General features: G+C 34.8%; 23 protein-coding genes, 2 pseudogenes and 1 riboswitch. Of the genes and pseudogenes, 9 read left to right on the forward strand and 16 right to left on the reverse strand.

The annotated features are described in order from the left end of the window. Window positions 1–34: 34 nt before the first annotated feature. The gene (gene desB / locus FH036_RS16735) at window positions 35–1120 is read right to left on the reverse strand and encodes a Delta(10) desaturase DesB (RefSeq protein ID WP_000661225.1); all 1086 of its coding nucleotides are present in this window, start codon (window positions 1118–1120) and stop codon (window positions 35–37) included. A 580-nt stretch (window positions 1121–1700) separates the two neighbouring features. Here desB and FH036_RS16740 point away from each other — a divergent pair. Then, a complete protein-coding gene (locus FH036_RS16740; protein WP_000199950.1) occupies window positions 1701–3227 on the forward strand; it encodes an FAD-dependent oxidoreductase in 1527 nt (508 codons plus the stop codon). A gap of 143 nt (window positions 3228–3370) precedes the next feature. Continuing rightward, a complete protein-coding gene (locus tag FH036_RS16745) occupies window positions 3371–4672 on the forward strand; it encodes an MFS transporter (RefSeq protein ID WP_001183073.1) in 1302 nt (433 codons plus the stop codon). Between the two features lie 50 nt (window positions 4673–4722). On the opposite strand, the pseudogene FH036_RS16750 reads toward FH036_RS16745, so the two are convergent. From FH036_RS16750 to FH036_RS16760, 3 genes and pseudogenes are all read right to left on the reverse strand, one after another. Next, window positions 4723–5627: pseudogene (locus FH036_RS16750) on the reverse strand (transposase). A 56-nt stretch (window positions 5628–5683) separates the two neighbouring features. Then, window positions 5684–6466, reverse strand: coding sequence for a nucleotidyltransferase domain-containing protein (locus FH036_RS16755; RefSeq protein ID WP_001208295.1), 783 nt, complete (start codon window positions 6464–6466; stop codon window positions 5684–5686). 121 nt (window positions 6467–6587) lie between these two features. Beyond that, window positions 6588–7697, reverse strand: coding sequence for a PRK06851 family protein (locus FH036_RS16760; RefSeq protein ID WP_000147496.1), 1110 nt, complete (start codon window positions 7695–7697; stop codon window positions 6588–6590). 149 nt (window positions 7698–7846) lie between these two features. Next, a riboswitch (SAM riboswitch) is annotated at window positions 7847–7959 on the forward strand. An 86-nt stretch (window positions 7960–8045) separates the two neighbouring features. Between FH036_RS16760 and FH036_RS16765 the strand changes: the two genes are divergently transcribed. Continuing rightward, entirely contained in the window at window positions 8046–8678 is a 633-nt protein-coding gene (locus tag FH036_RS16765; RefSeq protein WP_076869035.1) for a cyclase family protein, read from the forward strand. A gap of 27 nt (window positions 8679–8705) precedes the next feature. Here FH036_RS16765 and FH036_RS16770 read toward each other — a convergent pair whose 3' ends face one another. The 7 genes and pseudogenes from FH036_RS16770 to tnpB all read right to left on the reverse strand — a co-directional run bounded on the left by FH036_RS16770 (window position 8706) and on the right by tnpB (window position 14559). Beyond that, window positions 8706–9086, reverse strand: coding sequence for a hypothetical protein (locus FH036_RS16770; RefSeq protein ID WP_000424113.1), 381 nt, complete (start codon window positions 9084–9086; stop codon window positions 8706–8708). Window positions 9087–9514: 428 nt separating this feature from the next. Next, window positions 9515–10780, reverse strand: a complete 1266-nt coding sequence (locus FH036_RS16775) for a hypothetical protein (RefSeq protein WP_000434741.1) — start codon at window positions 10778–10780, stop codon at window positions 9515–9517. 237 nt (window positions 10781–11017) lie between these two features. After that, window positions 11018–11686 carry an LSm family protein gene (locus FH036_RS16780; protein WP_001004273.1) on the reverse strand — a complete coding sequence of 223 codons (669 nt, stop codon included), beginning with the start codon at window positions 11684–11686 and terminating at the stop codon, window positions 11018–11020. A 162-nt stretch (window positions 11687–11848) separates the two neighbouring features. Beyond that, the gene (locus FH036_RS16785) at window positions 11849–12292 is read right to left on the reverse strand and encodes a hypothetical protein (RefSeq protein WP_000242037.1); all 444 of its coding nucleotides are present in this window, start codon (window positions 12290–12292) and stop codon (window positions 11849–11851) included. A 20-nt stretch (window positions 12293–12312) separates the two neighbouring features. Then, window positions 12313–12828 carry a hypothetical protein gene (locus FH036_RS16790; protein WP_000051637.1) on the reverse strand — a complete coding sequence of 172 codons (516 nt, stop codon included), beginning with the start codon at window positions 12826–12828 and terminating at the stop codon, window positions 12313–12315. Between the two features lie 236 nt (window positions 12829–13064). Further along, window positions 13065–13304, reverse strand: coding sequence for a helix-turn-helix domain-containing protein (locus FH036_RS16795; RefSeq protein WP_080559614.1), 240 nt, complete (start codon window positions 13302–13304; stop codon window positions 13065–13067). A gap of 136 nt (window positions 13305–13440) precedes the next feature. Then, window positions 13441–14559, reverse strand: a pseudogene (gene tnpB / locus FH036_RS16805) (IS200/IS605 family element RNA-guided endonuclease TnpB). A gap of 349 nt (window positions 14560–14908) precedes the next feature. Here tnpB and FH036_RS16815 point away from each other — a divergent pair. After that, the gene (locus FH036_RS16815) at window positions 14909–15277 is read left to right on the forward strand and encodes a hypothetical protein (RefSeq protein ID WP_000235479.1); all 369 of its coding nucleotides are present in this window, start codon (window positions 14909–14911) and stop codon (window positions 15275–15277) included. A gap of 190 nt (window positions 15278–15467) precedes the next feature. Here FH036_RS16815 and FH036_RS16825 read toward each other — a convergent pair whose 3' ends face one another. Next, window positions 15468–15917 (reverse strand): YkvA family protein, encoded by a 450-nt coding sequence (locus FH036_RS16825; protein ID WP_000482304.1) that lies wholly within the window; start codon window positions 15915–15917, stop codon window positions 15468–15470. A 391-nt stretch (window positions 15918–16308) separates the two neighbouring features. Between FH036_RS16825 and FH036_RS16830 the strand changes: the two genes are divergently transcribed. Beyond that, window positions 16309–16737: a hypothetical protein gene (locus FH036_RS16830; RefSeq protein ID WP_139896015.1), complete on the forward strand. Its 429-nt coding sequence runs from the start codon at window positions 16309–16311 to the stop codon at window positions 16735–16737. Window positions 16738–16864: 127 nt separating this feature from the next. Here the strand turns inward: FH036_RS16830 and FH036_RS16835 are convergent, their stop codons facing one another. Next, entirely contained in the window at window positions 16865–17914 is a 1050-nt protein-coding gene (locus FH036_RS16835) for an NAD(P)/FAD-dependent oxidoreductase (protein WP_139896016.1), read from the reverse strand. 332 nt (window positions 17915–18246) lie between these two features. On the opposite strand from FH036_RS16835, the gene FH036_RS16845 reads away from it, so the two are divergent. The 3 genes from FH036_RS16845 to FH036_RS16855 are packed head-to-tail and all read left to right on the forward strand — an operon-like array spanning window position 18247 to window position 21257. After that, a complete protein-coding gene (locus FH036_RS16845; RefSeq protein ID WP_044790831.1) occupies window positions 18247–19164 on the forward strand; it encodes an iron-hydroxamate ABC transporter substrate-binding protein in 918 nt (305 codons plus the stop codon). A gap of 48 nt (window positions 19165–19212) precedes the next feature. Further along, window positions 19213–20253, forward strand: coding sequence for a FecCD family ABC transporter permease (locus FH036_RS16850; RefSeq protein ID WP_044790832.1), 1041 nt, complete (start codon window positions 19213–19215; stop codon window positions 20251–20253). After that, window positions 20250–21257 carry a FecCD family ABC transporter permease gene (locus FH036_RS16855; protein ID WP_000613094.1) on the forward strand — a complete coding sequence of 336 codons (1008 nt, stop codon included), beginning with the start codon at window positions 20250–20252 and terminating at the stop codon, window positions 21255–21257. The genes FH036_RS16850 and FH036_RS16855 overlap by 4 nt, the downstream gene beginning before the upstream one ends. Before the next feature lie 39 nt (window positions 21258–21296). Here the strand turns inward: FH036_RS16855 and FH036_RS16860 are convergent, their stop codons facing one another. Genes FH036_RS16860 through mtnK form a run of 3 tightly spaced genes read right to left on the reverse strand, consistent with a single transcriptional unit; the run spans window position 21297 to window position 24276 of the window. Continuing rightward, a complete protein-coding gene (locus FH036_RS16860; RefSeq protein WP_000926547.1) occupies window positions 21297–21938 on the reverse strand; it encodes an L-fuculose-phosphate aldolase in 642 nt (213 codons plus the stop codon). Window positions 21939–21990: 52 nt separating this feature from the next. Then, entirely contained in the window at window positions 21991–23034 is a 1044-nt protein-coding gene (mtnA, locus tag FH036_RS16865) for an S-methyl-5-thioribose-1-phosphate isomerase (protein ID WP_138322532.1), read from the reverse strand. Between the two features lie 12 nt (window positions 23035–23046). Beyond that, the gene (gene mtnK, locus FH036_RS16870; protein WP_138322533.1) at window positions 23047–24276 is read right to left on the reverse strand and encodes an S-methyl-5-thioribose kinase; all 1230 of its coding nucleotides are present in this window, start codon (window positions 24274–24276) and stop codon (window positions 23047–23049) included. A gap of 588 nt (window positions 24277–24864) precedes the next feature. Between mtnK and ahpC the strand changes: the two genes are divergently transcribed. After that, the gene (ahpC, locus tag FH036_RS16875) at window positions 24865–25428 is read left to right on the forward strand and encodes an alkyl hydroperoxide reductase subunit C (protein ID WP_000924422.1); all 564 of its coding nucleotides are present in this window, start codon (window positions 24865–24867) and stop codon (window positions 25426–25428) included. Window positions 25429–25437: the final 9 nt, after the last annotated feature.

A 25437-nucleotide genomic window follows, 5' to 3' on the forward strand; every position in this document is an offset into this window, starting at 1 on the left:
TCAGTAGCTTGCTTTTTTCAAAATGTATATATATTTACTGATTTACTTTTTTAATACTCTCTTCTTCCTCTATATGTTCCTCACGATATGAAATATTATGAGGATCTAGCCCATTTCCTAAAGAACCATAGAAATGCTCTCTATGCGGATCCACTAATTCACTTCCTTGATAATACACACGTGGTGTATTCCATAGCGCTGCCAAAGCTTTTGTCATCGGCATCTCATGATAGCGTTCCGGCCACATTTCTTTAATTTTCTCTTTTACTAACGGGTAGTATTTAGAGCTCATAGCAGGGAACAAATGATGTTCTGTATGATATGAGAAATTGAAATGTAAAACGTCTACCCAACGCGGCACTGTTACTGATAAACAGTTTGCTAACGGATCATTTACTGGAACAATTGGATTTAAGCGGTGATTTGTTGCGATATATGCCATTACAATAAAGTTAGCAATTAACAATGGAATCACATATGCAAATAACCATTTTCCAGGTCCCATAATAAACAATAAACTAATCCAAACAGTCCAAGGCAAAAGAAGTTGAAGCCATACAGATTTTTGATTGGATGACTTAAACTCTTTTATAAAATGAAAGAACATTCGAGTCGAATGCAATGTAAATTGAATTGTTAGTGACAGAAAACTAAAGAATGAACGTACATGAAGAGGCATGCGATATACCCAGCTCAAAAACTTACTCTTTTTAAGCTTCTCAAGTGTAGGCCATGCATCTGGATCATTCTCTTCATGTTGTGTATGAACGTGATGCGTTGCATTATGCCACTTTCGCCAAAGTTTAGGACCTGTTGATAATGGCATAAATGCAATCGCTCCTAAGAAATCACGAAGCCATGCCTTTCTTACAACAGTTCCATGTAAAATTTCATGCCCTAAAAACCCAAGTGAAGCAAAACATAATCCAAGAACGATCGCTATTCCTAGATTAGCCCACACATTCAATTCAAATACACCAATCGATATTAACCCCGCCAATGCCACAAGTAAATAAGCCAGTCCACCAAATAAACGAGTAGGAACTGGTTTAAATGCTTTTTTCGGCAAATGTGGTGATACACGTGCTGCATACCACCCAAACGTATGAAGCTCCTTCATCCTTTTGCCCCTTTCTTATGCCGCGCCTTGCGCAACTTACATATATCAATTCTTGCTTCCAGATTGATTTTACTAGGTGATTAAAAAGCATCTATTATAAGGAAAATATACTCACTCTATCGTCACTTATTTTTCGCTTTTATTATCAATGAAAAACATTTCTCTTTTTACTCTCTATCAACCTTTCCACATGATAAATCATATCAATAGAATTTCCACATTGTCAATAACTTTTATGACCTAGTAATAAAAGTTGGTTATATTTTTATAATTATACTTTATTTCACTAAAGAAAAAACATAGATTTTATAAGGTTTCATCCATTATGCATATACGTACTTTAACATGCTATAGAATCTATCTTATTCAAGAACTCTCTGTGTAAACAACAAATACACTCATCTAAATCTAGTTTTGCACAACTCCTATTTCTTCATACCGACAACATCTAATAATTATATTAAGATAATTTCATCTTTCTTTTAAATAAAAATAGCCTCCCTCTCAAACAGCACACATGAATTTCATATCATATGGAAATATTAAAAGGAAAATTGTTCTAAATCAGGAGGTTTCCTTAATGACAAGCGATACGTTTCCACAATTCCCATCATCTTATTGGATTGAATCTACCCAAATCCCAACTTTTCCCCCTTTATCTGAAAATATAAAGACAAAAGTTGCTGTTATCGGTGCTGGTATTACAGGTATTACTACTGCCTATTTACTTGCAAAAGAAGGCATCGATGTTGTGTTAATTGATTCTGGGCTTATTTTAAACGGGACGACTGGGCATACAACAGCAAAGGTAACAGCTCAACATGATTTAATTTATGATGAATTCATAAATCATTTCGGTTTGGAAAAAGCCAGGCTTTACTATGAAGCAAATAATCATGCTCTACAATTTATTAATGAAACTGTGCAAACATATAAAATCGACTGTAATTTCTCAAATGAAGATTCATATTTATATACAACTACTGATAATGGATTAAGAAATTTATCGAAAGAATATGAAGCCTATCAAAAATTAAATATACCTTGTGACTATGTTCAATCTCTATCGATTCCAATTCCAGTACAATCTGCACTTGTCATGAAAAATCAAGCACAATTCCATCCCCTTCTTTATTTGAAAACACTTTTAGAAAAGTTTGTGGAGTTGGGCGGAAAAGTTTATGAACAAACGACTGCTATTGATGTAGAAAAGGGTGATTATCCACAAGTCATTACAAAAGGCGGACATCGCATCACTTGTGAATATATTGTCTCTTGTTCACATTTTCCTTTTTATGATGCGAATAGCTTTTTCTTTACGCGAATGTACGCAGAACGCTCTTATGCTCTTGCTATTAAAGCAAAAACAGATTATCCAGGTGGCATGTATTTAAGTATTGATGACCCAAAACGCTCCTTACGTTACACAACAAACAATGGGGAAAAATTAATTTTAATTGGCGGGGAAAGTCATAAAACAGGACAAGGAATAAACACGATGCTTCATTACGAAGCACTTTATTCTTTTGCGGAAGCAACGTTTGGAATAGATGAAGTTCCTTATAGATGGTCAGCACAAGATTTAATTACGCTAGATAAGCTCCCTTATATTGGACATATTAACGAGAGCAATCCAAATATATTTGTTGCAACTGGATATCGTAAATGGGGAATGACAACTGGAACTGCTGCCGCTCATTTACTGAAGGATTCCATTCTAAAAGTAGACAGTCCATATAAAGAACTGTATGCACCATCACGCTTCCATGCAAATCCAGATATAAAAACGTTCCTCTCCCAAAACCTTGATGTTGCGAAACATTTAATTGAAGGAAAGATTGAAACTGTATTACGTAAACCAGAAGACCTCGAAGTTGGTGAAGGATCTGTCGTACATGTTAACGGGAAACGAGCAGGTGCTTATAAGGACAAAGATGGAAAATTACATATTGTCGATACAACTTGTACACATCTCGGCTGCGAAGTTGAATGGAATAATGGAGATTGTACTTGGGACTGTCCTTGCCACGGTTCACGCTTTTCAATTGAGGGAGATGTTATTGAAGGTCCGGCAGATCAACCGTTAAAACGAGTTGATAATGAGTAAATAAATAAAGAAGTTCAACAGGATTTCTGTTGAACTTCTTTATTTGTTATAAAACCTTTTCATATAAATCCCGATACAAGAAGGAAAATATTAACACCAAATAAAATAATATACTCATCTACAAATTAAAAGGGGTGAATACTATGCAACCTTCAGCTCCACCTCATCTAGAACCTACAAAAACTATCTTTTCAAACTCTATTACAAAACTTGTTGTTTTTATTTGTTGGCTAGCCATTCTAGCTGACGGCTATGATTTAGGTATTTACGGGGCCGTCCTGCCTAAGCTACTGGAAGACAACAGCTGGGCACTATCACCAGCTCATGCTGGTACAATTGCAAGCTATGCTTTGTTTGGAATGTTTATTGGCGCTATTCTAGTTGGAACCATTACAGATCTAATCGGTCGAAAATGGACGCTTATATGCTGTTTAGCACTTTTTTCTATTACAATGGGCCTAGCTGCTATCGCTCCTTCTCCTGAATTATTTGGGATATGGCGATTTATTGGAGGGATCGGATTAGGGGGTGTTATTCCAACAGCTTCCGCACTTACTGTTGAATATTCACCAAAAAAGCGACAATCTTTTATTTACGCTCTTATGTTTACTGGCTATCCTTTAGGTATCGTGTTAGGCGCTATTTTGTCCATGTTTATGTTAGAAGACTTCGGATGGAGAATTATGTTTGGCATCGGAATGATTCCACTACTCCTCATTCCTTTCATTATTCGTTATTTACCTGAATCCATTCAATTTTTGTTATCACGTAACCGCCAAGAAGAAGTGGATAAAATTCTTAATCGTTTTCAAATTGAATTCCATGCAAAAGAGAAAACTCATCAACCCCCATCTAATATACGAAAGAAAAATGGATTTCTTACTTTATTCTCAAAAGAATACATAAAAGCAACGCTGCTTTTTTGGATCACTTATATAATGGGGATGTTTTTAATATACGGTTTAAATACTTGGTTGCCTCAGATGATGCGACAGGCAGGATATCCTCTTGGATCTAGTTTATCATTTCTACTTATGCTAAATATTACCGCCGCTATCGGTGCATTATTTGCTGGAGCAATCGCAGATCGTATAGGAGCCAAAATTGTTATTAGCATCTCCTATCTTCTGGCAGCTGTATGTATTGGACTATTAACAATTAAACCATCTGTTACAATCATTTATCTTTTAATTGGTCTTGCTGGAATTGGATCGGTCGGTATTACTCAAATATTAAATGCATATGTGACACAATACTTCCCATCCCATATCCGAGCTACTTCCTTAGGCTGGGGACTTGGACTTGGCCGAGTTGGTGCGATTGCTGGCCCTATTCTTGTCGGTATTATTATGACAATGCAATATGACTTAGTATGGAATTTTTACTTATTCTCATTTGCAGGTCTTCTCGCGGCTATATCTGTTTTCTTTATTCCTACAAAATAAAAAGAGCACAAACTTGAAGTGACCCCTAAAAGTTAGACACGGTTATTTCATTAGGCAACTTGATAAAAGTGAGTCCGGTATTGTACCGAGCTCATTTTTAATTTTGCCTTAATCCGTTTCATATTATAATAATCTATATATTTTTCTAATTCTATTTTAAAATGATCTACACTTTCAAACTCTTTTATGTAGAGGAACTCCGACTTCATAATCCCAAAGAAATTCTCTATTACTGCGTTGTCGTAACAGTTTCCTTTTCGAGACATACTCTGTACGATCCCCCTTGATTCAAGTGTACGGACGTATTGTCTCATTTGATAATGCCATCCTTGATCCGGACGATTCATTTTCTTTACTAAATCATAATACGTACTCCGTGGAATACCAGCTAGCTCCACGAGTGCCTTCACCGAATATTTATGCCTTAATTCATAGACTACTTGTGCCTTGTCTTGTTTCGTGATTTTTCCTTGTTTTGAACTAAGGCATTCAACTTTTTTAAGTACTCATTTTCCATTTCAAGCTGTTGAATACGTGCTTCAAGTGCTTCGACTGACCCTTCAGCTAAAGCTTGTTTTACTTGTTTATTTGAATCTTTTTTCATGGATGGACGCCCCTTTTTCTTAGATTGAAGGGCATCAATTCCTTGTGTTTCGAGCTGTTTTTTCCAAACAGAAATCGTTGAAGGGGCAGGAATGTTAAAGATAGCTGCCGTCTCAAATAAGGACATACCGTTTTCAATCATAAAGTTTAGTACGTCTAGTTTAAATTGTTGTGTGTAATTTGTACATCGTTTTAGAAAAGCTTCCATACCATTCTGTTTATATTGGTTTACCCAATTCAAAATAATTGTGTCACTTATACCAATCGATTTACCCATTTCTCGATAACTTTCATTTCCGTTCAAATAACGTAGAACGATTTGTATTTTTTCATCAGCTGTAAATTTAGCCATAGAAAAACTGCACCCCAATTGTTAGACTGTGTCTAACAATTGGGGTGCAGTTCAACTTACTTGTGCTCTTTTTCATATCCCGCAAACAACATATCTCGAAACAATGTATTTAAAATCTCAATATCGATCCCTAATCCCTTTTCAATTCCTTTTACATATTGCTGATAGTAATGAATTTGTTCTTCTAAAAATTGATTCAACACATCAATTTTTAATCCAACATCTAATTCAGTACCTGTCTTTTTCTTTATTAACAACTGTTCAATTTCATCTAATACGCTACGCTCCAATGATAATTCTGTAATTAATCGATCGAATTCTACAGGAGGCAAAGTTGTTTTCTCCTCTAGCCACTTACAAGCCAAAATAGGACGCAATACATAAAAGTACTTTTTTAACTTTACATTCTCACCTTGCAAAAATTCACGATAATTTTTTGAAGCCATATGTAAGTAATGATATATCGTTGCTTTCGGATCAAAGTTCTTTTCACTCATTTGCTGAAGCTGTTCTGGAAAATTAGAGTTTTTCGAATAAAAAATGGGGGATCGAATCCATTCGAGTAAAGCTGGATTTGACTTTGCAAATAGTTGTAACGCTTTTTTAATATCCCATCCACTTATATCTAAATCATCACTAATCGGATACTCAATTACATCTCGTTTATCATGAATGGATAAATACCATTCTACCGGGTGCATATAAACGAATCTAACATCATAATCACTATCTTTTGATGGAAATCCCCATGCACGACTCCCTGACTCCACAGCGAATAAAATTTTCACATCATTTTCTTTCTCAATTCGTTCTAACTCCAACTTAATTTTCTCTCTCATTTCATACCCTCTCCATTTTTTGATTATTTCCTTGGAAATTCGACAAATATATTACTAAGTTTACTACATACTAAAATAGCTGTCAGAAAATTTCCGACAGCCTGTCAAAATTCGTTATTTTTTACTTGTTCTTTTCAGTTACACTAACCGCAATTCGTTCAAACTCTTTTTGAATCTCCTCTTTGTATGCATCTACTTTTGAAAAGTCCATAGCAGCAATATAAATTCGTTCTAATTTATCACGAACTGATTTCGCTTTCGCTAAAAAAGACATCGCCTCATTCATTTTTGCTTTATATTGAATAGAGACGTCACGAATTTCCTCCGCATACTTCTCATCCGTCCCTGGTGTTACAATAAGGGCATACATATCTATAATTTCATCACCTTCACGGCTCGGAAAATATTCATGTGGTGCGGTGCTATCGAAAATCGCAAACCCTAATTCTCTTACGATCACCATATCAAGACTATTTGGATCAAACCCACAATGATATACTTCAACTTCAAATCCTTTTTCTTCTGCTGCCTTAGCTAATTTTTTGAGCATTGTTGATTTCCCAGAACCTGGGCGTCCTTTTATAAAATAACGATGTGGTAATCCTTCTGTTAAATTAGGAACAAAATCAACTGCTCCTTTCGGTGTAGCTGCTCCTAAAAACCGATGTTTCACAAGCGATTGTTTCCCAACTTTATCTGTAAATAATTTCCGAATGAGCTGCTCGGTTAGTTCGTTCGCTTTATTAAAATCAATATTACTAATATATATTTTCTCCCACTCATCATGTATAACTAATGCCTCGTTAAAACGAGCGTAAGCAGCTTGAAAAGCTTTGCTTGCTTCTGAAACAAATCGTTCAATTTCCACTTTCTGCTTTCTTAACTTATCTGAATCCCAAGCAATTCCTAAATTAATATACTCCTCGACAACTCCTGGCATTTTTGGCTCAATAACATGCGGTGATGTTCCATCAACAATTCCTACTTTTAACTTCGGTATAATGACACCATCAACCGATTTATTATCAGAAGAACAGTGTAAAAATTCAATATCATATCCCTTTTCAACCCATTCACGACCTATTACCTTAATTAAAGAAGATTTTCCCGTTCCAGGTCCACCCTTTAAAATAAATAATCTGTTTAGTCCTTTTAAATTCTCTTCATATAAATTATGAAATCCTCTAGCTGTATTTCCACCAGCATAATAATTCAATACATTTCCTGTCACTGCACTCACTCCTTCGCAGCATTCTATTTACATAAGCTACAATATGCGAGCAACTTTATTTGGGTGAATACCTATTTTGTGTTGCACAGAAAAAGGAAATGAATTACAATTTTATTATCACGAAAATTCCGAACTTTAAATTGAATATACCTTTATCAAGAGAGGCAGAGGGACCGGCCCTTTGAAGCCCAGCAACCTCAGTTTATACAAACTGAATAGGTGCTAATTCCTGCAAAATGCATTGCATTTTGAAAGATAAAACGTAACTATTGTGTGCAAAACTCATCTTTCTTGATTATGAAAGGTGAGTTTTTTATATTTCAAAATATATATTTGGAGGTATTTAAAGTGAAAGTAATTGACCTATCCCAAACATTTGAAAAAAATATGTCTCAATTTCCTGGAACACCAAAAATCAATTTAGAAGCCATTACAAGCGTTGAAGAAACAGGTTATCAAGTTACAGATTTTCATTCTGTCGTTCATGTTGGTACACATTGTGATGCTCCTGCTCATTTCATTTCAGGCGCAACGACTATTGATCAATTGCCCCTAGACCAATTTGTAGGTGAAGCTGTTCTTATCGACGTAACTCATGTACAAGAACGAAAACTACGTAAAGAAGTATTACACAATGCTGACATAAAAGAAGGTGATATTGTCATTTTCCATTCCAACCTATCTAATAAATGGAATACAGAAGCGTATGAACAAGAAGCCTTTTATCTTTCCGAAGAATTAGCTGAAGAATTAGTTCAATTAAAAGTAAAATCTGTCGGTTTAGATTTCATTTCTCCTGACGAGGTAACGACAGAAACATCGCCAATTCATCACATACTACTTGGGAATAATATTTATTTAATCGAAAACTTAACAAACTTAGATGCCATTAATGCGAAACGTTTCTTTTTCTCAGCGGCACCTTTAAAAATTAAAAATAGCGACGGTGCTTTCGCAAGAGCATTCGCTGTAATTTTTTAAACAAACTATACAAAAAAGCAAAGATCATCATTGACCTTTGCTTCTATTTCTTTTATTTAAACTAAGAAAGAATTGCTCAACGCGAGGACGTAACCAAGCTAAATAATCTTTCTCTTTCTTCTTTGTACAAGCTATTTCTTCCCCATCGACCATTCCGACAAGCTCTAGCTCTAACAGTTGCCTCGTAAATGCTAACATATTTATTTCTTCTTCCGGATACTCTTCTTTTAATTTCTCCTCAATTTCCCCTAATAAAAAACCGTCACGCATCATTGCCAATGCATCAATCCAAAGTGGCGGCATTTCATATTTTTCTCCTGTAATTGTATCTTTTACAATATAATTCTTTTGCTCTTTTCGAAATTGAATTGTGTGCAAGCATACAGTCGAATTTAATGTTAATTCCATCATACCACCTCTTTCATCATATCTGCATAGAAAAAAGGATGCGCGTGCACCCCTTCTTTTTCTAACACTACCGAACCGTTACATGAATAACAAATCTCATGTCGATATTTTCCTCCATTATAAACGAAGTATTTTATAAAAAAAACCCTTCTTGAAACATTTTATCAAATGTTTATATTTACACAACAAGAACACTTTTCTGAAAAATATTTTCTTCTAGCACATTATACTATCAGTAAAAAAATCTCCACTTTCATTCCTAGCTCTCCGCTACTTTGAATCGCAATACTTCCTTGCTACTCCTCATGATCAATACAAAAACTCTACATATTATCTCATTAAATTATAAGTATGAAATTACTTTCAGAGCAATCTGTAACCTTATAACGGGAAAAGGAAGGAGATTTCCCCTTCCTTTTTATCACAATTTATATCCACCTTACTCGATCATGTAGCAGTCCATCCGTAAAGTCATTTCCACCAACTACAAAATCATTCATATATAAATTCAAATATTCTCCGTACTTACTTTCTGTATTTAATAATAATTCCTCTACATAATAGGCACCTTGTTTAAAGTTATCGAACAGTAAACTACACAAGCCAGCATAAATGCCACATCCTACTTGGAAGTATGTCGCATTCGTTTTATATTTATGAAAAACTTGACTGCTATTCATCACGTTATACATATAGGTCTCGCTATTTTCATAAACGAGTAATACACCGACTAGATCCTCGCCCGCAATCTCTTCTTCGGCTGGATTAAATACTTTACGATTCCAATTCCATAGATCTTCTACCTTATCTAAATTCTGTCTAATTATATTTGTTGTATACTCGTTAATTCGGTAAAGAAACCCTACTTCCATGTTAAAGTTTTTCCCTAAAATTAAAACTTCCTCATGCGGCATCAAACAACCGTAAAACTCTTTCTCTCCCAACTTTACTTTATACTCTGAAGCATATACATCTTCATAAAAGTAAAGAGGACGATGATGACTCATATACATCGGATAACTCCATATCGCTTCATCTAGAAATCGCTCTACTGCCCATGAAGCATACAGTGTATGAGGCTTTATCAGTGCTGTATCATTCAAAAATGACGTATCATGTTCTACTATATAGCATGCTCTTGGCTTTTCATTCGGGCGTTCCTTCATAAGTTCAACAACCATCCATTGAACAACCCCTGGATTCATACCTGAACCTATAATTGCTTTTGTATTTTTAAATTTATCTTTTTCCTTCTCAAATCTCGTATATCTTTCCGTAAGCTGAAAGCCGATTAAACTATCGTCCTGATCTACTGCCTCGTTTTCCAAAGCTGAATTAATATAACAAATTCCAAGTTCATTACAACAGCTTAATACTCTGATCGTATCTGCCCCTGAAACATCAATCACAACGCTCGTACTACTTTCTTTTAAATGTTTTTTAAATGTCACTACATCTTGGAGATCTATTTCGGATAAAAACAATTGATCTTCCAAATTTGGAAACAACTCGTCATAATACGTCCTATCTTTTTGTTTTATATCAACCAAATAAAATGTAACATTCTTTATCACTTCATAAATCGGGTCTTTTTCATTTACTATCGCTTGATTTAAAATCGCTAAAACTGCTTTTGCTGCTCCACCAGCACTACCAAGTAATGTAATCGATAACGAATTTGGAAACTGCTCCACCAACAAAACCCCTTTAATATATTAGTTAAGCAGTTCTCCCTCAAAAAAATAAATTGAATACATCAAAAGATAGCTCGTACATATTCTTTATAATTTAGTACAAAATTTCCTCTTCAACAGTCATACTAACATATTTATATTCAATTCATTTTTCCCCTCATATTCAGATCAAGCTAAACAAATAGGCTCGACCTTTTCTTCTGCATATAAAAGAAAAAGCCAGCCCTTTCAATTAACTTACGGACAATGGACAGATTTTACATGTTGAATATTTACATACATTTTCGCATCACGCGCTTTTAATATTTCAATATGCCCTTCATCAATCTTCGCCATCTTTCCGATTTTATTATATTCCTCACCTAAATCGAACACCATAATTTTGCCAGACATTTTAATAAGTTGTTCTTCAAACGTTCGAGCTAACGTAATATTTAAGGGATTCACGGGGAGTTCATTTTTATTGAGGGCGTAAGGCACTTGATTTTCTTTATACGGAATTAACCATTTCAAGTGTTTTAAAGATATATATACAGTTTTATAAACTGGACTATAAAAAACAATATAATCGTTCATTACACTTGTAACATACCCATGTATTGGAGCATTTCCTGCTACATAAATTTCCGTAAAAATCCCTTTGGAAGTACTTAATACTTTCCTCAAAGAAATTGAAGGTGACTCTCTCTTAATTACAGAATCCACATCTGGTTTTGAGATTTCTTCATCATGTGGTCGTAAAAATTTATAATATTGTACATGGTATAAAGATATATATACGTAGTCTTGTCCATTGTAAAGAACAACGATATCATTTCCTACGTCTATTAATACACCTTTAAACCTTTTTTCACCAATTAATTTAACATATATATTTTCTCCAATACTTTTGTTTAACTCATTCATCTATATCCTCCTTCCTATGAATTTCTTCTTTCCTGTCTTTCATTTCTAAAAAAATAATCAGGGCAAAGTTCTGTTTTAATAGTAAGTAATTCCTTTTCATACTATCGAAATAAGAAATTGTTCTTCTCTTTCCCTCATAATGCCCCTCTTATTTATTAAACATTATTCATCTTCATTCTTTTTACATTTAACTACTTGACTCACACTCTTAATATGAGACTTAACTACATAAATAACTTCATCGCCATTTACTAGTGTAATGCAGCCATGGTGTACCTCACTTAACAAACCTTCCACACATTCTGGACCGCCACGATTAATTTTTACCCACTTATACTTCAAGTCTTTTAATATATCTAGAAAAGTATCCTCATCGGAGCAAAAACATGAACTATAGCAATCGCCACATTTACTTTCTTTTACTTTCTTAACTAGACTCTTCACATGCTTCAAGTGATAATATACTAATTCACCATGTGGTAATTGTAACGTTAGATAATCTTTGCCTAACGATACAAGCTCACCAACTCGACTTTCTGGTCCGTGAAGGTTTACTTTTACAGTCTCACCAACTAAACATTTAATTTGGTCACAGCATAATACCAATTTTGTATCCCCCTTTCTTATTATCTTCCTCTACTTGATTGTCTTTGTGCACGAGCACGACCTGAATTATCGCTACTTTCCTTGCTATCGTCGCTCTCATCGCTCTCTCCACAAGCTAAAGCATTATAGTTAACACTTTTAATATGCTTTATTGCAATTAATATAATTTCTTCTTTTACGATTAATGTTACGAAGTCACAAGAAACATCTTGTAAAATGCCTTCCACTTTCTCTGGACCACCGCGATTAATTTTCACCCAGCAATATTTGAAACTTTCAAGCAGTGCTTCAAAGTCTTCTGCACAGGCGCAATCTTCCCACTCGCAATCACTTGATCCACATTCTTTCGCATTTTTTGTAATACTTTTCAGATGATTAAGTTGATAGTAATAAAGCTCACCTTTTTCATTCTGCAATACGAAGTAGTCCGGACATACTGATATTATTGTTCCTTTTTGAGATTCTGGACCACCCCTGTTTACTCTTACAAAAGATCCAATTAAGTCTTTCAAAAAATCCCAATGAAATAAACTCACGAGAAAACCCCTTCCATTAATTTATAAGCTTTTGCACTGATAGTATATGTATCTGTACAGGTTACGTTCTCTATGTTTGTCCTAGCTAGAAAAAAATATGCTTTTAACATGGTAGACTACTACCTATCAAAATTTGAAGAAAGGCTAAGAACTCCTTATGCTTTTAATATCTTTAAACAAAAAAATCCCTTATGAAGATACATTTCTGCATATCTTCATAAGGGATTTCCCATAGTTTAATCTTCGTCTTTAACATCCATATCTTCTGGAATTGGTTCGTTCAATATTTCTTCCACTAATTGCTTATATTTCTCCATTTGTTCTAAATGTGTATTGAATTGTTCTTTATTTAATAAATATTGCTCTCCATCAAATAGTGCACGAATTTTCTTTTGCTGAATTAACTCTTCAATATACGACTTTGGCAAATTCAAATACTCCGCAGCTTCTTCTACTGTTATATACAACGTGTTCATTCCTTTATTATTTTTTCTTATATACTGTATCTTACTTTATTTTTGTAAACAATTGAACTACTCACCACTTAACGTCCTTATGGACTGTTTAAAGTGGGAGATTCCTAAGTACAGAAACCTAGTGGCTTCTAATTCATTAGGCTATCCCCGTAGTTCCTACGGTTAGAAGCCTTAAAGCTTCTTTTTTAAGATTGATACTTGCGTTAATATCTCTGTCGTGATGACTATTGCACGCAGGACAATCCCATTCACGTAGATTTAGATTCTTAACGTCTTTGTTTTGATACCCACAACAAGAACATAATTGGCTTGAAGCAAATGTTTTGGATACCGGAATGACTTGTTTTCCATACCATTTTGCCTTGTATTCTAGCAATGTTCTAAATTGTGACCAAGATACTTCACTAATCGCTTTTGTTAACTTATGATTTTTTAACATATTCGATACTTGTAAATCTTCTATACCGATAACATCGTGGTTTTTGATGATTTCAGTTGAGATTTTGTCCAAGTAATCTTTTCTAGCATTAGCTATATATTCATGAATTCTAGCTACCCTTACTCTTTGTTTATTCCAGCGAGAAGATCCTTTCATTCTTCTAGAAAGAACACGCTGTGCTTTTGCCAACTTCTCTTCCAATGAGCGAAAAAATTTAGGGTTTTTATAGGTTGTTCCATCTGACAAAATGGCGAAATCTTTTAATCCTACATCCATTCCAATATAAGAATGTGTTTTCGGAAGTTCTTGCACTTCTGTTTCAACTAACAATGACACAAAGTATCTACCAGAAGGGTTCCGTCTAACCGTAGCATTTAAAATACGTCCCTTTACTTCACGACTTTTGGCAAATCGAACAAGACCTAGTTTCGGCAATTTCATTTTGTTTCCCACAACAGCAATGTTTTCATTTGTTTATTTTGTGGTATAAGATTGTACGTTGTTCTTTTTAGATTTGAAACGCGGGGCACTGTTTTGTTTTTTAAAAAAGCGTGTGTAAGCATCCGCAAGGTTGCGAACAGACGCTTGAATAGCAATACTATCCACTTCTTTTAGCCAAACAAACTCCTTCTTCATGGCAGGAAGTTTGGCAGAGCATGTACCATATGTCAAACCTTTTCCTGTTTCTTTGTATGCATTATCCCATAGAGATAGGAAGTGATTGAATACAAAACGCGAACAACCAATCGTTTTATTAATCAGGATCGCTTGTGCTTTATTTGGATAGATACGAAATTTATACGCTTTATTAATCATCCTTCGTTTCACCTCCATTTCGATATATGTCTATTATATACCAAACATACATTCGATTGGTAGTGAAGTGATTATTACAAATTGTTGGGTAACACTTTACATATGTCGAACAATTAAGATGACTTCCTGTCATCTCTTGTTCGAAGCCAATTCATCTCCCACCTACTCACTGGACTACGTCCTTCACGTTCCTTGAGGAAGGAGTCTTCTTGGCTAAATTGATAAAAAAGATTTTGTAAATGCAATTTAAAAAGAAGGTGGATGCATTCCATATATTGTATAATAATATAGTAAGGATTTTTTTAAATATAGAATGGTATTACCCATTTACACAAAGGAGAGTTAACATATGGCTACTCGTCACATCATTACAATGTTAGAAAAAACATTACAGGTTGAAACAGAAAACACAATTTCGCATTTAACTACATCTTTATCTGATCGTATTCTTTCTCAAAGCGCAGCAATACATGAAAACAATTGTTACCATACAATTGGGGAATGGTACAAAAATCATTTTTTATTCCAACAAGATGATTTCCTTTGGGCTAAATACGCTTTCTATGACGCATATTGTGAAGCTATAAAGGCACAAGGACATCTTACAAAACGTGTCCGTCAAATATTAGAATCATTAGCTCGAATGCATGGAAAGCAGTACATTGCTTCTATATTAAATATGCCATTTCCTAACGAACGAGCTAAAGGAACAGCATAATGTAAGACTGTTCTGCGTCAGCAAAACATAGACTCATTGTTTTATAGGAAGATTTACAAATAAAACGTTCATTTCACATGAACTGATGAAACCGGTGTCATTATAATGATTGAAAATATAGTAAACAGGAAAACCCCCATTTACCTCTCTCGTCACTCGAAAAGAGAAGTAAATGGGGGCCCTAAACATTTTATTCGAAATTACTAACATTATCCTCGTTATCCAATTCATTTCTCCACTCTTTAAATTTTTCAATGTCACTACTAACTTGTTTAATGGCTAAACTAACTATCGCTACATCATCTATTAGCCCTAATCCTAAAATGACATCTGGAATTAAATCTATTGGTGATACAAAATATAAAATTGCGCCTACAATAGCAAGAAGTGATTTCTTCGGAATTTCCCGATATTCCCCTTTTCTCCAACAATTCATCATTTCAAATAAAACTTGAAGATTATCCCAAACATCAGTTAAAGCCCCTTTATTATTTTGAGATATTTTCATCCCTTTTTGTATTAAAGTTTGTATTTTACTTTCATCTTCTAAGTATGCACTAGCCCGATTTTGATACTTTTTATTTTCTTTTTCAAATTTTTTACTATCAAATTTCTCTTTAATATTTTTCTTATTAAACATAGATCCTACACTCCTTCATTATTTAACTTATATAATCAAAATAAAAAATTTACGACGCAATAATACAGGACATAAAACCATCCAAAAAATGTATTAATAAATAACCAAAATACTGAGTGGTTTCTTTCCCATGAAAGACACATCGCTGTTATATTTCCAATATTAAAAAACCAAGACGTTATCTTTCTAGCGTTAGTTCCTTTTATTACTACATCATTAAAATATTTGTAACTCCACTCTTTTAAACTGCACTTTATTTTTTTCACCATACTACCCAATCCCTATATTTTTTTATAGCCTACCTTTTTCTGTAATTCGTTACTATAATTTAATTATACATATATACTTATAAAAAATGGTCCACTAAAAGCAGACCAAACGGAGGAAATCTATGAAATCAGAACGTAATATTATATTAGAGATTACAAATGAACTTGGACCTCTGGCAACTAGCGCTGTCTCGTATAATCCCTTAAAGTCTATAGTCCTAGGTGCATTAAATGTGAAAGCATTAATTAAAAAGATATCTATGTTAAACAACGATATAAAAGGACAACCAACCTTAATCAGCTATTACATTGAAAACATCTGTAAAAAACTCGATGTGAAAAATACAGATATCTTTAATGCAGCTAACCTAAGTAAATCATATTTTTACCAAATAAAAAAAGGACAAAAACATCCAAGTAGAAATACGTTAATTAGCTTATGCTTCGCTTTTCAATTAAACGTTTCTGAAACTAACCTTTTTTTAAAAAAGGCGGCTATAACGATTTATATTTTAGAGATACACGAGATGCTATTATTGCCCATTGTTTAGAAAAAAAGCTTGATTTAATTACAACGAACATTGAATTAGAGGCGTTGAATTTAGAAATAATCGAATGATATTCATCTATATAAATAAAACAGAGAGACCTAAGAAGATCACTCTGTTTTATTTACTATTATTTCATCATCTGCTTGATCAATTCACGATTTCTCTTCTTAAATACTTCATTATGCGAAGAAACCATTCCGTACTCACTTGCATCTGGCTGAATAAATTGTTTCGCTTTATTTACAGCATTTCCAGCATCTTGGAATGCTCCCGCAATTAAGTGTAATTTCCCATCATGCTTTAAAATATCTCCCGCAGCATATAAGCCATCTACAGAAGACTCACTATTTGCATTCCCTGCAATATAATAATTATCTATAATTGCAACGTCTAACTCACTATTTTCTAATAACGTAATGTCACGTTCATATCCGTGGTTAATAATAACTTCATCAATAGGTAAATGTGAAACTTCACCCGTCTCGTGATTCGTTAATTCTACATATTCAATCGTTTCATGATTATCACCAGCAATTAATTTTGTAATCGATGTATTAAAGAAACACTCCGCTGAGCTGTTCAACAGTTGCTTCACTTGTGCTTCATGACCAGATAACTCTTCTTTTCTATATGTTACATATACTTTTTTCGCAATTGGTTCTAACTCGTTTGCCCAATCAATTGCAGAGTTACCTCCGCCTGAAATAATGATCGTTTTATCTTTGAAACGTTTTAACGATTTAACTGTATAATTTAAGTTCGATACTTCAAATCGCTCCGCACCTTCAATGGATAACTTTTGTGGATTCAATATACCACTTCCAGTTGCAACGATCACTGTTTTTGAAAAGTGTTCTTCTCCAGTGCTTGTTTTTAACGTAAAAATACCATCTTTATTACGAATAATCGATTCTACTTTTGTATTCAATACAACTTCTGGCTGAAATGTTAATCCTTGTTGCACAAGTTGCTCAATTAACTTTTCACCAGTAACCGGTAATAATCCGCCAATATCCCAAATCATTTTCTCCGGATAAACATGTATTTTTCCACCTAACTGTGGTTGGAATTCTATTATTTTTGTTTTCATTTCTCTGAGTCCACTATAAAAAGCTGAATAAAGCCCTGCAGGTCCTCCGCCTATCACAGTTACATCAAACAATTCTTCTCGATTCATTCGTGCTCACTCCTCAGCTATCAATCATTGATTATCATTCTCAATAAAATATAACCTGTTTCCGCAAAATTTACAATCAAAATTACTATTGACAATACACCTATATAAAATTATATTATTTAAAGAATCAATAGTGAGAATCATTATCAATTTGTTAATAATTAGTAAATTTGAGATTACATCTTCTCTCATTAATATGGTTAATACTATATTGTAGAATCTCACATTCAAGATTTTTAATAAATATTTTGCATTACCACTACTCTTTCAAACAGATTGCAGTTAAACAAATTATCGTATACACATACCATCTATGTTAAAGGAGAAAGACAATGAAAAAGTTATTTATTTCACTAACAGTTCTTTTCGTTCTTGTTATGAGTGCTTGTAGCAATGGCTCTACAGACAAAAAGAACGATGCAAAAGGTAGTAAATCAGAAACAATTACATACCAATCTGAAAATGGTAAAGTAGAAGTTCCTGCGAATCCAAAACGTGTTGTTGTTTTATCATCGTTCGCTGGTAACGTAATGTCATTAGATGTAAATCTTGTTGGGGTAGATTCATGGTCTAAACAAAACCCACGTTTTGATAGCAAACTGAAAGATGTTGCTGAAGTATCAGATGAAAATGTTGAAAAAATCGCTGAACTAAATCCAGATTTAATCATTGGTTTATCAAATATTAAAAATGTTGATAAGTTAAAGAAGATCGCTCCTACTGTAACGTACACTTACGGAAAAGTTGATTACTTAACACAGCATTTAGAAATCGGTAAGTTATTAAATAAAGAAAAAGAAGCAAAAACTTGGGTTGATGACTTCAAGAAACGTGCACAAGACGCTGGTAAAGAAATTAAAGCAAAAATCGGTGAAGATGCAACAGTTTCTGTTGTAGAAAACTTCAACAAACAGCTTTATGTATACGGCGAAAACTGGGGCCGTGGAACAGAAATTCTGTACCAAGAAATGAAATTAAAAATGCCTGAAAAAGTAAAAGAAAAAGCATTAAAAGAAGGTTACTACGCATTATCTACTGAAGTATTACCTGAATTTGCTGGTGATTACTTAATCTTAAGTAAAAACAAAGATACTGATAACTCATTCCAAGAGACAGAATCATATAAAAACATCCCAGCAGTAAAAAATAATCGCGTATACGAAGCAAACATGATGGAATTCTATTTCAATGATCCACTTACATTAGACTTCCAACTAGACTTCTTCAAGAAGAGCTTTCTTGGTAAATAATACAAACATGAGGAATTCTTAATTTAAGAATTCCTCTTCCTTTATTCTATGAACAGAAAAGATGTGAAACGAATGACAAAAGATCACGACAATCCACGTTCTATAGCTTTTACATACAAACTAATTTTGAGCATAATTGCATTCTTTCTTATTTTTATGGTAGCAATGGTATTAGGTGCTGCAGATACTTCAATAAAAGACGTATGGTCAGCACTCACTTCCTCCGCTAAAGGGGATAAAATATCTATTATTCGCGAAATACGTTTGCCCCGTGAAGTTGCCGCTATTTTTGTAGGAGCTGGACTTGCTGTTTCTGGAGCAATTATGCAAGGATTAACAAGAAATCCACTTGCCGATCCTGGATTACTCGGGCTATCTGGTGGAGCAAATGCTGCGCTTGCACTAACACTTGCTTTCAATCCTTCCATAAGCTATCTTTACTTAACATTAGCTTGCTTTATCGGTGCTGCAGTTGGCGCAATTATGGTATTTGGAATTGGTATGGTGAAAAAAGGCGGGCTCTCCCCTCTTCGAATTGTATTAGCTGGTGCTGCCGTTTCAGCATTTCTACTCGCAATTTCAGAAGGAGTCGGCATTTACTTCAAAATTTCACAAGATGTATCACTTTGGACTGCTGGAGGCGTAATCGGAACTACTTGGAGCCAATTGAAAGTTATTATTCCAGTCATTTCAATTAGTATCTTTATCGCTATCTTACTAGCAAAAAAATTGACAGTTCTTAGTTTCAGTGAAGAAGTGGCTATTGGACTAGGTCAAAAAATTATTGTTATTAAAACCATTCTATTTATCATTATTATCTTGCTTGCAGGTGCGTCTGTAGCACTTGTCGGAAATATGGCATTTATCGGTTTAATGGTACCTCACATGGTACGCCCAATTGTCGGTCCAGATTACCGATTTGTTATACCGATGTCAGCAATTGCTGGTGCTTCCTTTATGCTACTTGCAGATACAATTGGACGTACCATTAACGCTCCGTACGAAACACCAGTTGCCGCTATTGTCGCAATTGTAGGATTACCATTCTTCCTATTCATTGTACGTAAAGGAGGAAAAATGTTCTCATGATCCCATCTATTCTAAGAAAACAACGTCTTATTATACTCGCTTTACTTATACTAACCATTACAACTATTGTAATTGGAATGGGGCTCGGTTCAGCATCTTTATCTTATGAGCGACTACTCCCAACACTAATGGGACAAGGAACTTTTAAAGAGGAATTTGTTTTATACTCTTTAAGGCTACCTAGAATTATCATTACATTATTAGCTGGTATGGCTCTCGCTTTATCAGGAGCTATTCTGCAAGGAATTACCCGAAATGATTTAGCTGAACCTGGTATTCTCGGAATCAACTCTGGGGCCGGTGTTGCTGTTGCTATTTTCTTTTTATACTTTCCAATAGATGTAGGCTCATTTCTTTACTTACTACCTGTCGTTGGATTTATTGGAGCATTTCTAACAGCTGTTCTAATCTACTTGTTTTCATATAGTAAATCAACTGGACTTCAGCCGGTGCGATTAACATTAACCGGTATCGGTTTTGCATTTGCACTATCTGGAATGATGATTGTCCTTATTTCATCCGCAGATCGTATGAAAGTGGACTTTATCGCCAAATGGATTGCCGGTAACATTTGGGGAGATGACTGGATCTTCGTTTTAGCAATGCTTCCATGGTTAATCGTATTCATTCCGTTCGTTTTCTATAAAGCAAACCGATTAAACATTCTAGCATTAAACGAACCGGTCGCAATTGGCGTTGGAATTGAAATTGAAAAAGAACGCAGATACTTATTAGTGGCAGCCGTTGCGCTTGCAGCTGCTGCAGTTTCCGTAACAGGAGGAATTAGCTTTATCGGACTAATGGCTCCTCATATCGCAAAATCTTTAGTAGGTCCAAGACATCAAATTTTCATGCCTATCGCCCTTTTAATCGGCGGGTGGCTATTGCTATTAGCAGACACAATTGGACGAAATATCGTTGAACCTAACGGTATCCCAGCAGGTATTGTTGTCGCTTTAATTGGTGCTCCTTACTTTATGTATTTGTTGCTTAAGAAGGCGTAAGAAACACCCTCAAGATTTTTTCTTGAGGGTGTTTTTATTCTACTGCTGCCCATATCCTTCAAACTTCTTCGCCAAATTCTCCATCTCATCTTCCGGCAATAACTTCGGTTCTCCGACGCTTTTCGTTTGATAATAAATTTGCGCACAAAACTCAATTTCTTCTGCAACGGTAAATGCCATTTTTATGTTATTTGCACCTGCAATTAAACCGTGGTTCGCAAGTAAAACGGCACGACGATCAATCATCCCTTCGAAAGCCGCCTCTGCTAATTGCTTCGTACCAAATGTTTCATACGGTGCACAGCGAACATTAGGACCTGCGAAAGCAATTAAATACGATACTGCGGGCAGTTCCCATCCTAATGATGCAATCGTCTTTGCATAAGGAGAATGTGTATGCACAAGCGCATTTATATCTTCACGCTTTCTATAATAAATAAGATGCATATCAAGTTCGCTTGATGGTTTTCTCTCTCCCTCTACTACATCGCCATCTAAGTTTAATATAACTACATCTTCAGGCTTCGTTTCATAATAATCTAAACCACTTGGGCTAATGGCAACAAGGCCTTGCTCCCGATTGAAAATACTAATATTACCGCCTGTCCCCTTTGTTAAACCGCTAGAAATCATTTTCTTTCCATACGCTACAATTTCTTCTCTCTCTTTTTGTAATAACATATACATCCCCCTAAGTATGAAGCTTATGATGACTGACTTTGTATCTATCTACTTATTGAAATAGATTTTTTAAGTTCTCCGTAAACGGTGCTTTTACAATCCCTTTTTCTGTAATAATCGCTGTTACATTTTCATGTGGCGTGACATCAAATGCTGGATTATATACTTTACTTTCTTTCGGAGCAGAATATTGCCCAAAGCGATTAATCACTTCAGAAACATCCCTTTCCTCAATCGGAATTTCTTTTCCTGTCGGTGTTTTTAAGTCGATTGTCGGTGTTGGTGCTGCTACATAAAACGGAATGTTGTAGTATTTCGCTAAAATAGATACGCCTAATGTCCCAATTTTATTTGCTATATCACCATTTGCTGCCACACGGTCGCATCCAACGATTACCGCATCAATCTTCCCTTGTGACATGACCATAGCTGCCATATTATCTGTAATGACAGTGACGTCAATTCCCGCTCGCTGCAATTCTAATGCCGTTAACGTTGAACCTTGTAATCTAGGACGTGTCTCATCTGAATAGATTTTCAAGTCCCATCCTTTTTCTTTCGCTAAGTACATTGGAGCTGTCGCAGTACCATACTTAGTCGTCGCTAACGCACCTGCATTACAATGTGTTAATACTCCCATTCCATCATGGAATAATGTTAGTGCATGTTCTCCAATGTGACGGTTAATTTCTTCATCTTCTCTATGAATCTCTTTTGCCTCTTCTAATAATCTATCTTTCAACTGGGCGATTGATAAGTGTGCGTTCTCTGTCGCGACTGCCTCCATTCTTTCAAGTGCCCAAAATAAGTTTACCGCTGTTGGCCTTGATGTTGCCAAATATGCACATACCTTTTTGACTTCCTCTATAAAGTCTTCCATCTTATTTTGAATAACTTCCTTTGTTCCTAAATACACACCATAAGCTGCTGAAACACCAATTGCTGGCGCTCCTCTTACTTTCATTACTTGAATGGCATCCCAAACGCTTTCAGCTGTTTTAAAAGATTCATAGACAACTTCATTCGGTAATAATGTTTGATCTAATAAAACTAAAGCATCATCTTTCCACTGGATTGGTATTAATTGCTCTTCCATCATCTTCTCCCCTTACTTCGCGTAGTTCATCGACTGTTCTTTTAACGTTTCTACAAAGCTTGTGCCTGTTTTATATTGATTCGCCTGTAAAATAAATTTCTTCGCTACTTGAAGACAAATACGCTCTGCTCTAGCACGTGCTTCCTCATTCTCAATGCAAGTAATATCTTTTACTTTCGCTAGCCCAACAATACGACGAATTAACTCAAGGCCTGTTACTGCAGCTGTATCCTCTAATACAGACTGTAAATATACTTCGTTAAAGCCTTCTTCCTTCGCCATAATCTCGGTCACATGAATATCCCATGCACTTAAAAACTTCTTCTTAAACAAATCAATTACCTCTACCATTGTCGTTTGTAACCAACTCATATACGTATCTTTCTCAGCACCGGGCGGCATGGTTGCATCTGCATTCACCCAAGCAAACATTAAATTCGCCATTACATTCCCAACGTCATATCCCATTGGTCCATAAAAGGCAAACTCAGGATCGATTACCTTTGTGGAATCATTTTTTACAAAAACAGAACCAGTATGCAAATCACCGTGAATAAGCGCCTGTGCATTCGTCATAAAAGAAAACTTAAGTTTAGCTACTTCTATACGGAGCTCTTTATCACTATAAATATGTTCTCTAATCCATCCATCATTTAACGGAAATAACTCATTACGCTTATTATGATTTGTAAATGGCTCAGCGTATACGAGTTCTTCTGTAATCTCACATAACTCAGGATTTATATAATTCTTCACAAGCTCCTTCTTCTCTTTATGATTCATTACAACATCCGATGTTAATAAGAGTGTATTCACCATAAAGGTAGTTAAATCATCCGCAAGCCTCGGAAATATTTCATGATTTATAAGTGCTGTACGTAATATTGTGTGATCCGATAAATCCTCCATTACGCAACAATTCATCACACTATCAAACAAATATACCTTTGGCACAAGCCCAGGTGCTAACTCCTCCTCTAACTGCAAAACATCTGATTCTATACGAATACGATTCGTCGACAACTTAAACTCATCTGAAATCCGCGCTGTATCCCCAGCTTGCTTTACAATGACAGAAATATTCTCCTGTTCATCCCAAATACGGAATACATAATTTAAATTACCATCGCCTATTTCTTTACACTGTAACCCCTTTGCATCCTCAAACTTAGATAATTTCTCTTTCACATATACAATCACATCGTTAGCTTCCATTAAAAAATACTTTGTGAACTTAGACATGGTTTCCCCTCCACACTAATTGTAAGCGTTTTCTAAAAGCTATAAAAAATAATAGGATTAAATCTTTCATCCTATAATATATGTTCTTCTTTTTGAAATGTATATCTAGGTTTTATTATATCTTGTTAATATCTTGAGTCAACGTTTCTATATCATTGCAATATGCTTCCTAATTATATATTTGAGAGGACAAAAATTGTTCAAAAAGATTCTAGTTCATTTTATTTTATTTATCACACAATTCTTTGTAAAATAGAAATACGCAGTTCCTTTTCAAAAAGACAACTTCTAAGAAATATTTCCTTCCTAAGAATTTATACTTACATCATATCTCTAACATACACACTACTCTTTCAAGCACTCATTGAAAATTTATAAACTTAAAATTACCTTTCCATTCCCTGTTATCCTTAATTGAGAATAAATATTAATTAAATTGATATAAAGTTCGTTTATTCGCTTGACAAAATAACCACTTCTATATGATAATTAATATCGAATTAGAATTATTATAGTTAATTAAAAAATATATTTTATGAGCACACTATTTTTTGATGCTCAAAACCAACATTTAGGAGGAATTTTAATATGTTATTAATCGGCACAGAAGTAAAACCGTTTAAAGCTAACGCTTACCATAATGGAGAATTTATCCAAGTTACTGACGAAAGTTTAAAAGGAAAATGGAGTGTAGTTTGTTTCTACCCAGCTGACTTCACATTCGTTTGCCCAACTGAACTTGAAGACTTACAAAACCAATATGCAACTCTTAAAGAGTTAGGCGTTGAAGTATACTCTGTATCTACAGACACTCACTTCACTCACAAAGCATGGCATGATAGCTCAGAAACTATCGGTAAAATCGAGTACATCATGATTGGTGACCCAACTCGCACAATCACTACAAACTTCAACGTTTTAATGGAAGAAGAAGGTCTTGCTGCTCGTGGTACATTCATCATCGATCCAGACGGCGTTATCCAATCTATGGAAATCAATGCTGACGGTATCGGCCGTGACGCAAGCATTCTTGTTAACAAAATTAAAGCAGCTCAATACGTACGTAACAACCCAGGTGAAGTTTGCCCAGCTAAATGGCAAGAGGGTTCTGCTACACTTAAACCAAGCCTTGACCTTGTAGGCAAAATCTAAGGAGTTCGA

The organism is Bacillus sp. CD3-5, assembly GCF_006349665.1.
Classification (GTDB): Bacteria; Bacillota; Bacilli; order Bacillales; family Bacillaceae_G; genus Bacillus_A; species Bacillus_A paranthracis.

Bases quoted from the DNA above. Each gene is read 5' to 3' on its own strand.
- ahpC (WP_000924422.1), top strand. From the start codon at position 24,865: ATGTTATTAATCGGCACAGAAGTAAAACCGTTTAAAGCTAACGCTTAC.
- FH036_RS16835 (WP_139896016.1), bottom strand. From the start codon at position 17,914: ATGAATCGAGAAGAATTGTTTGATGTAACTGTGATAGGCGGAGGACCT.
- desB (WP_000661225.1), bottom strand. From the start codon at position 1,120: ATGAAGGAGCTTCATACGTTTGGGTGGTATGCAGCACGTGTATCACCA.
- FH036_RS16755 (WP_001208295.1), bottom strand. From the start codon at position 6,466: ATGAGAGAGAAAATTAAGTTGGAGTTAGAACGAATTGAGAAAGAAAAT.
- FH036_RS16845 (WP_044790831.1), top strand. From the start codon at position 18,247: ATGAAAAAGTTATTTATTTCACTAACAGTTCTTTTCGTTCTTGTTATG.
- mtnK (WP_138322533.1), bottom strand. From the start codon at position 24,276: ATGTCTAAGTTCACAAAGTATTTTTTAATGGAAGCTAACGATGTGATT.
- FH036_RS16850 (WP_044790832.1), top strand. From the start codon at position 19,213: ATGAACAGAAAAGATGTGAAACGAATGACAAAAGATCACGACAATCCA.
- FH036_RS16745 (WP_001183073.1), top strand. From the start codon at position 3,371: ATGCAACCTTCAGCTCCACCTCATCTAGAACCTACAAAAACTATCTTT.
- FH036_RS16740 (WP_000199950.1), top strand. From the start codon at position 1,701: ATGACAAGCGATACGTTTCCACAATTCCCATCATCTTATTGGATTGAA.
- mtnA (WP_138322532.1), bottom strand. From the start codon at position 23,034: ATGGAAGAGCAATTAATACCAATCCAGTGGAAAGATGATGCTTTAGTT.
- FH036_RS16825 (WP_000482304.1), bottom strand. From the start codon at position 15,917: ATGTTTAATAAGAAAAATATTAAAGAGAAATTTGATAGTAAAAAATTT.
- FH036_RS16830 (WP_139896015.1), top strand. From the start codon at position 16,309: ATGAAATCAGAACGTAATATTATATTAGAGATTACAAATGAACTTGGA.
- FH036_RS16855 (WP_000613094.1), top strand. From the start codon at position 20,250: ATGATCCCATCTATTCTAAGAAAACAACGTCTTATTATACTCGCTTTA.
- FH036_RS16860 (WP_000926547.1), bottom strand. From the start codon at position 21,938: ATGTTATTACAAAAAGAGAGAGAAGAAATTGTAGCGTATGGAAAGAAA.
- FH036_RS16780 (WP_001004273.1), bottom strand. From the start codon at position 11,686: ATGAATGAGTTAAACAAAAGTATTGGAGAAAATATATATGTTAAATTA.
- FH036_RS16815 (WP_000235479.1), top strand. From the start codon at position 14,909: ATGGCTACTCGTCACATCATTACAATGTTAGAAAAAACATTACAGGTT.
- FH036_RS16795 (WP_080559614.1), bottom strand. From the start codon at position 13,304: ATGAACACGTTGTATATAACAGTAGAAGAAGCTGCGGAGTATTTGAAT.
- FH036_RS16770 (WP_000424113.1), bottom strand. From the start codon at position 9,086: ATGGAATTAACATTAAATTCGACTGTATGCTTGCACACAATTCAATTT.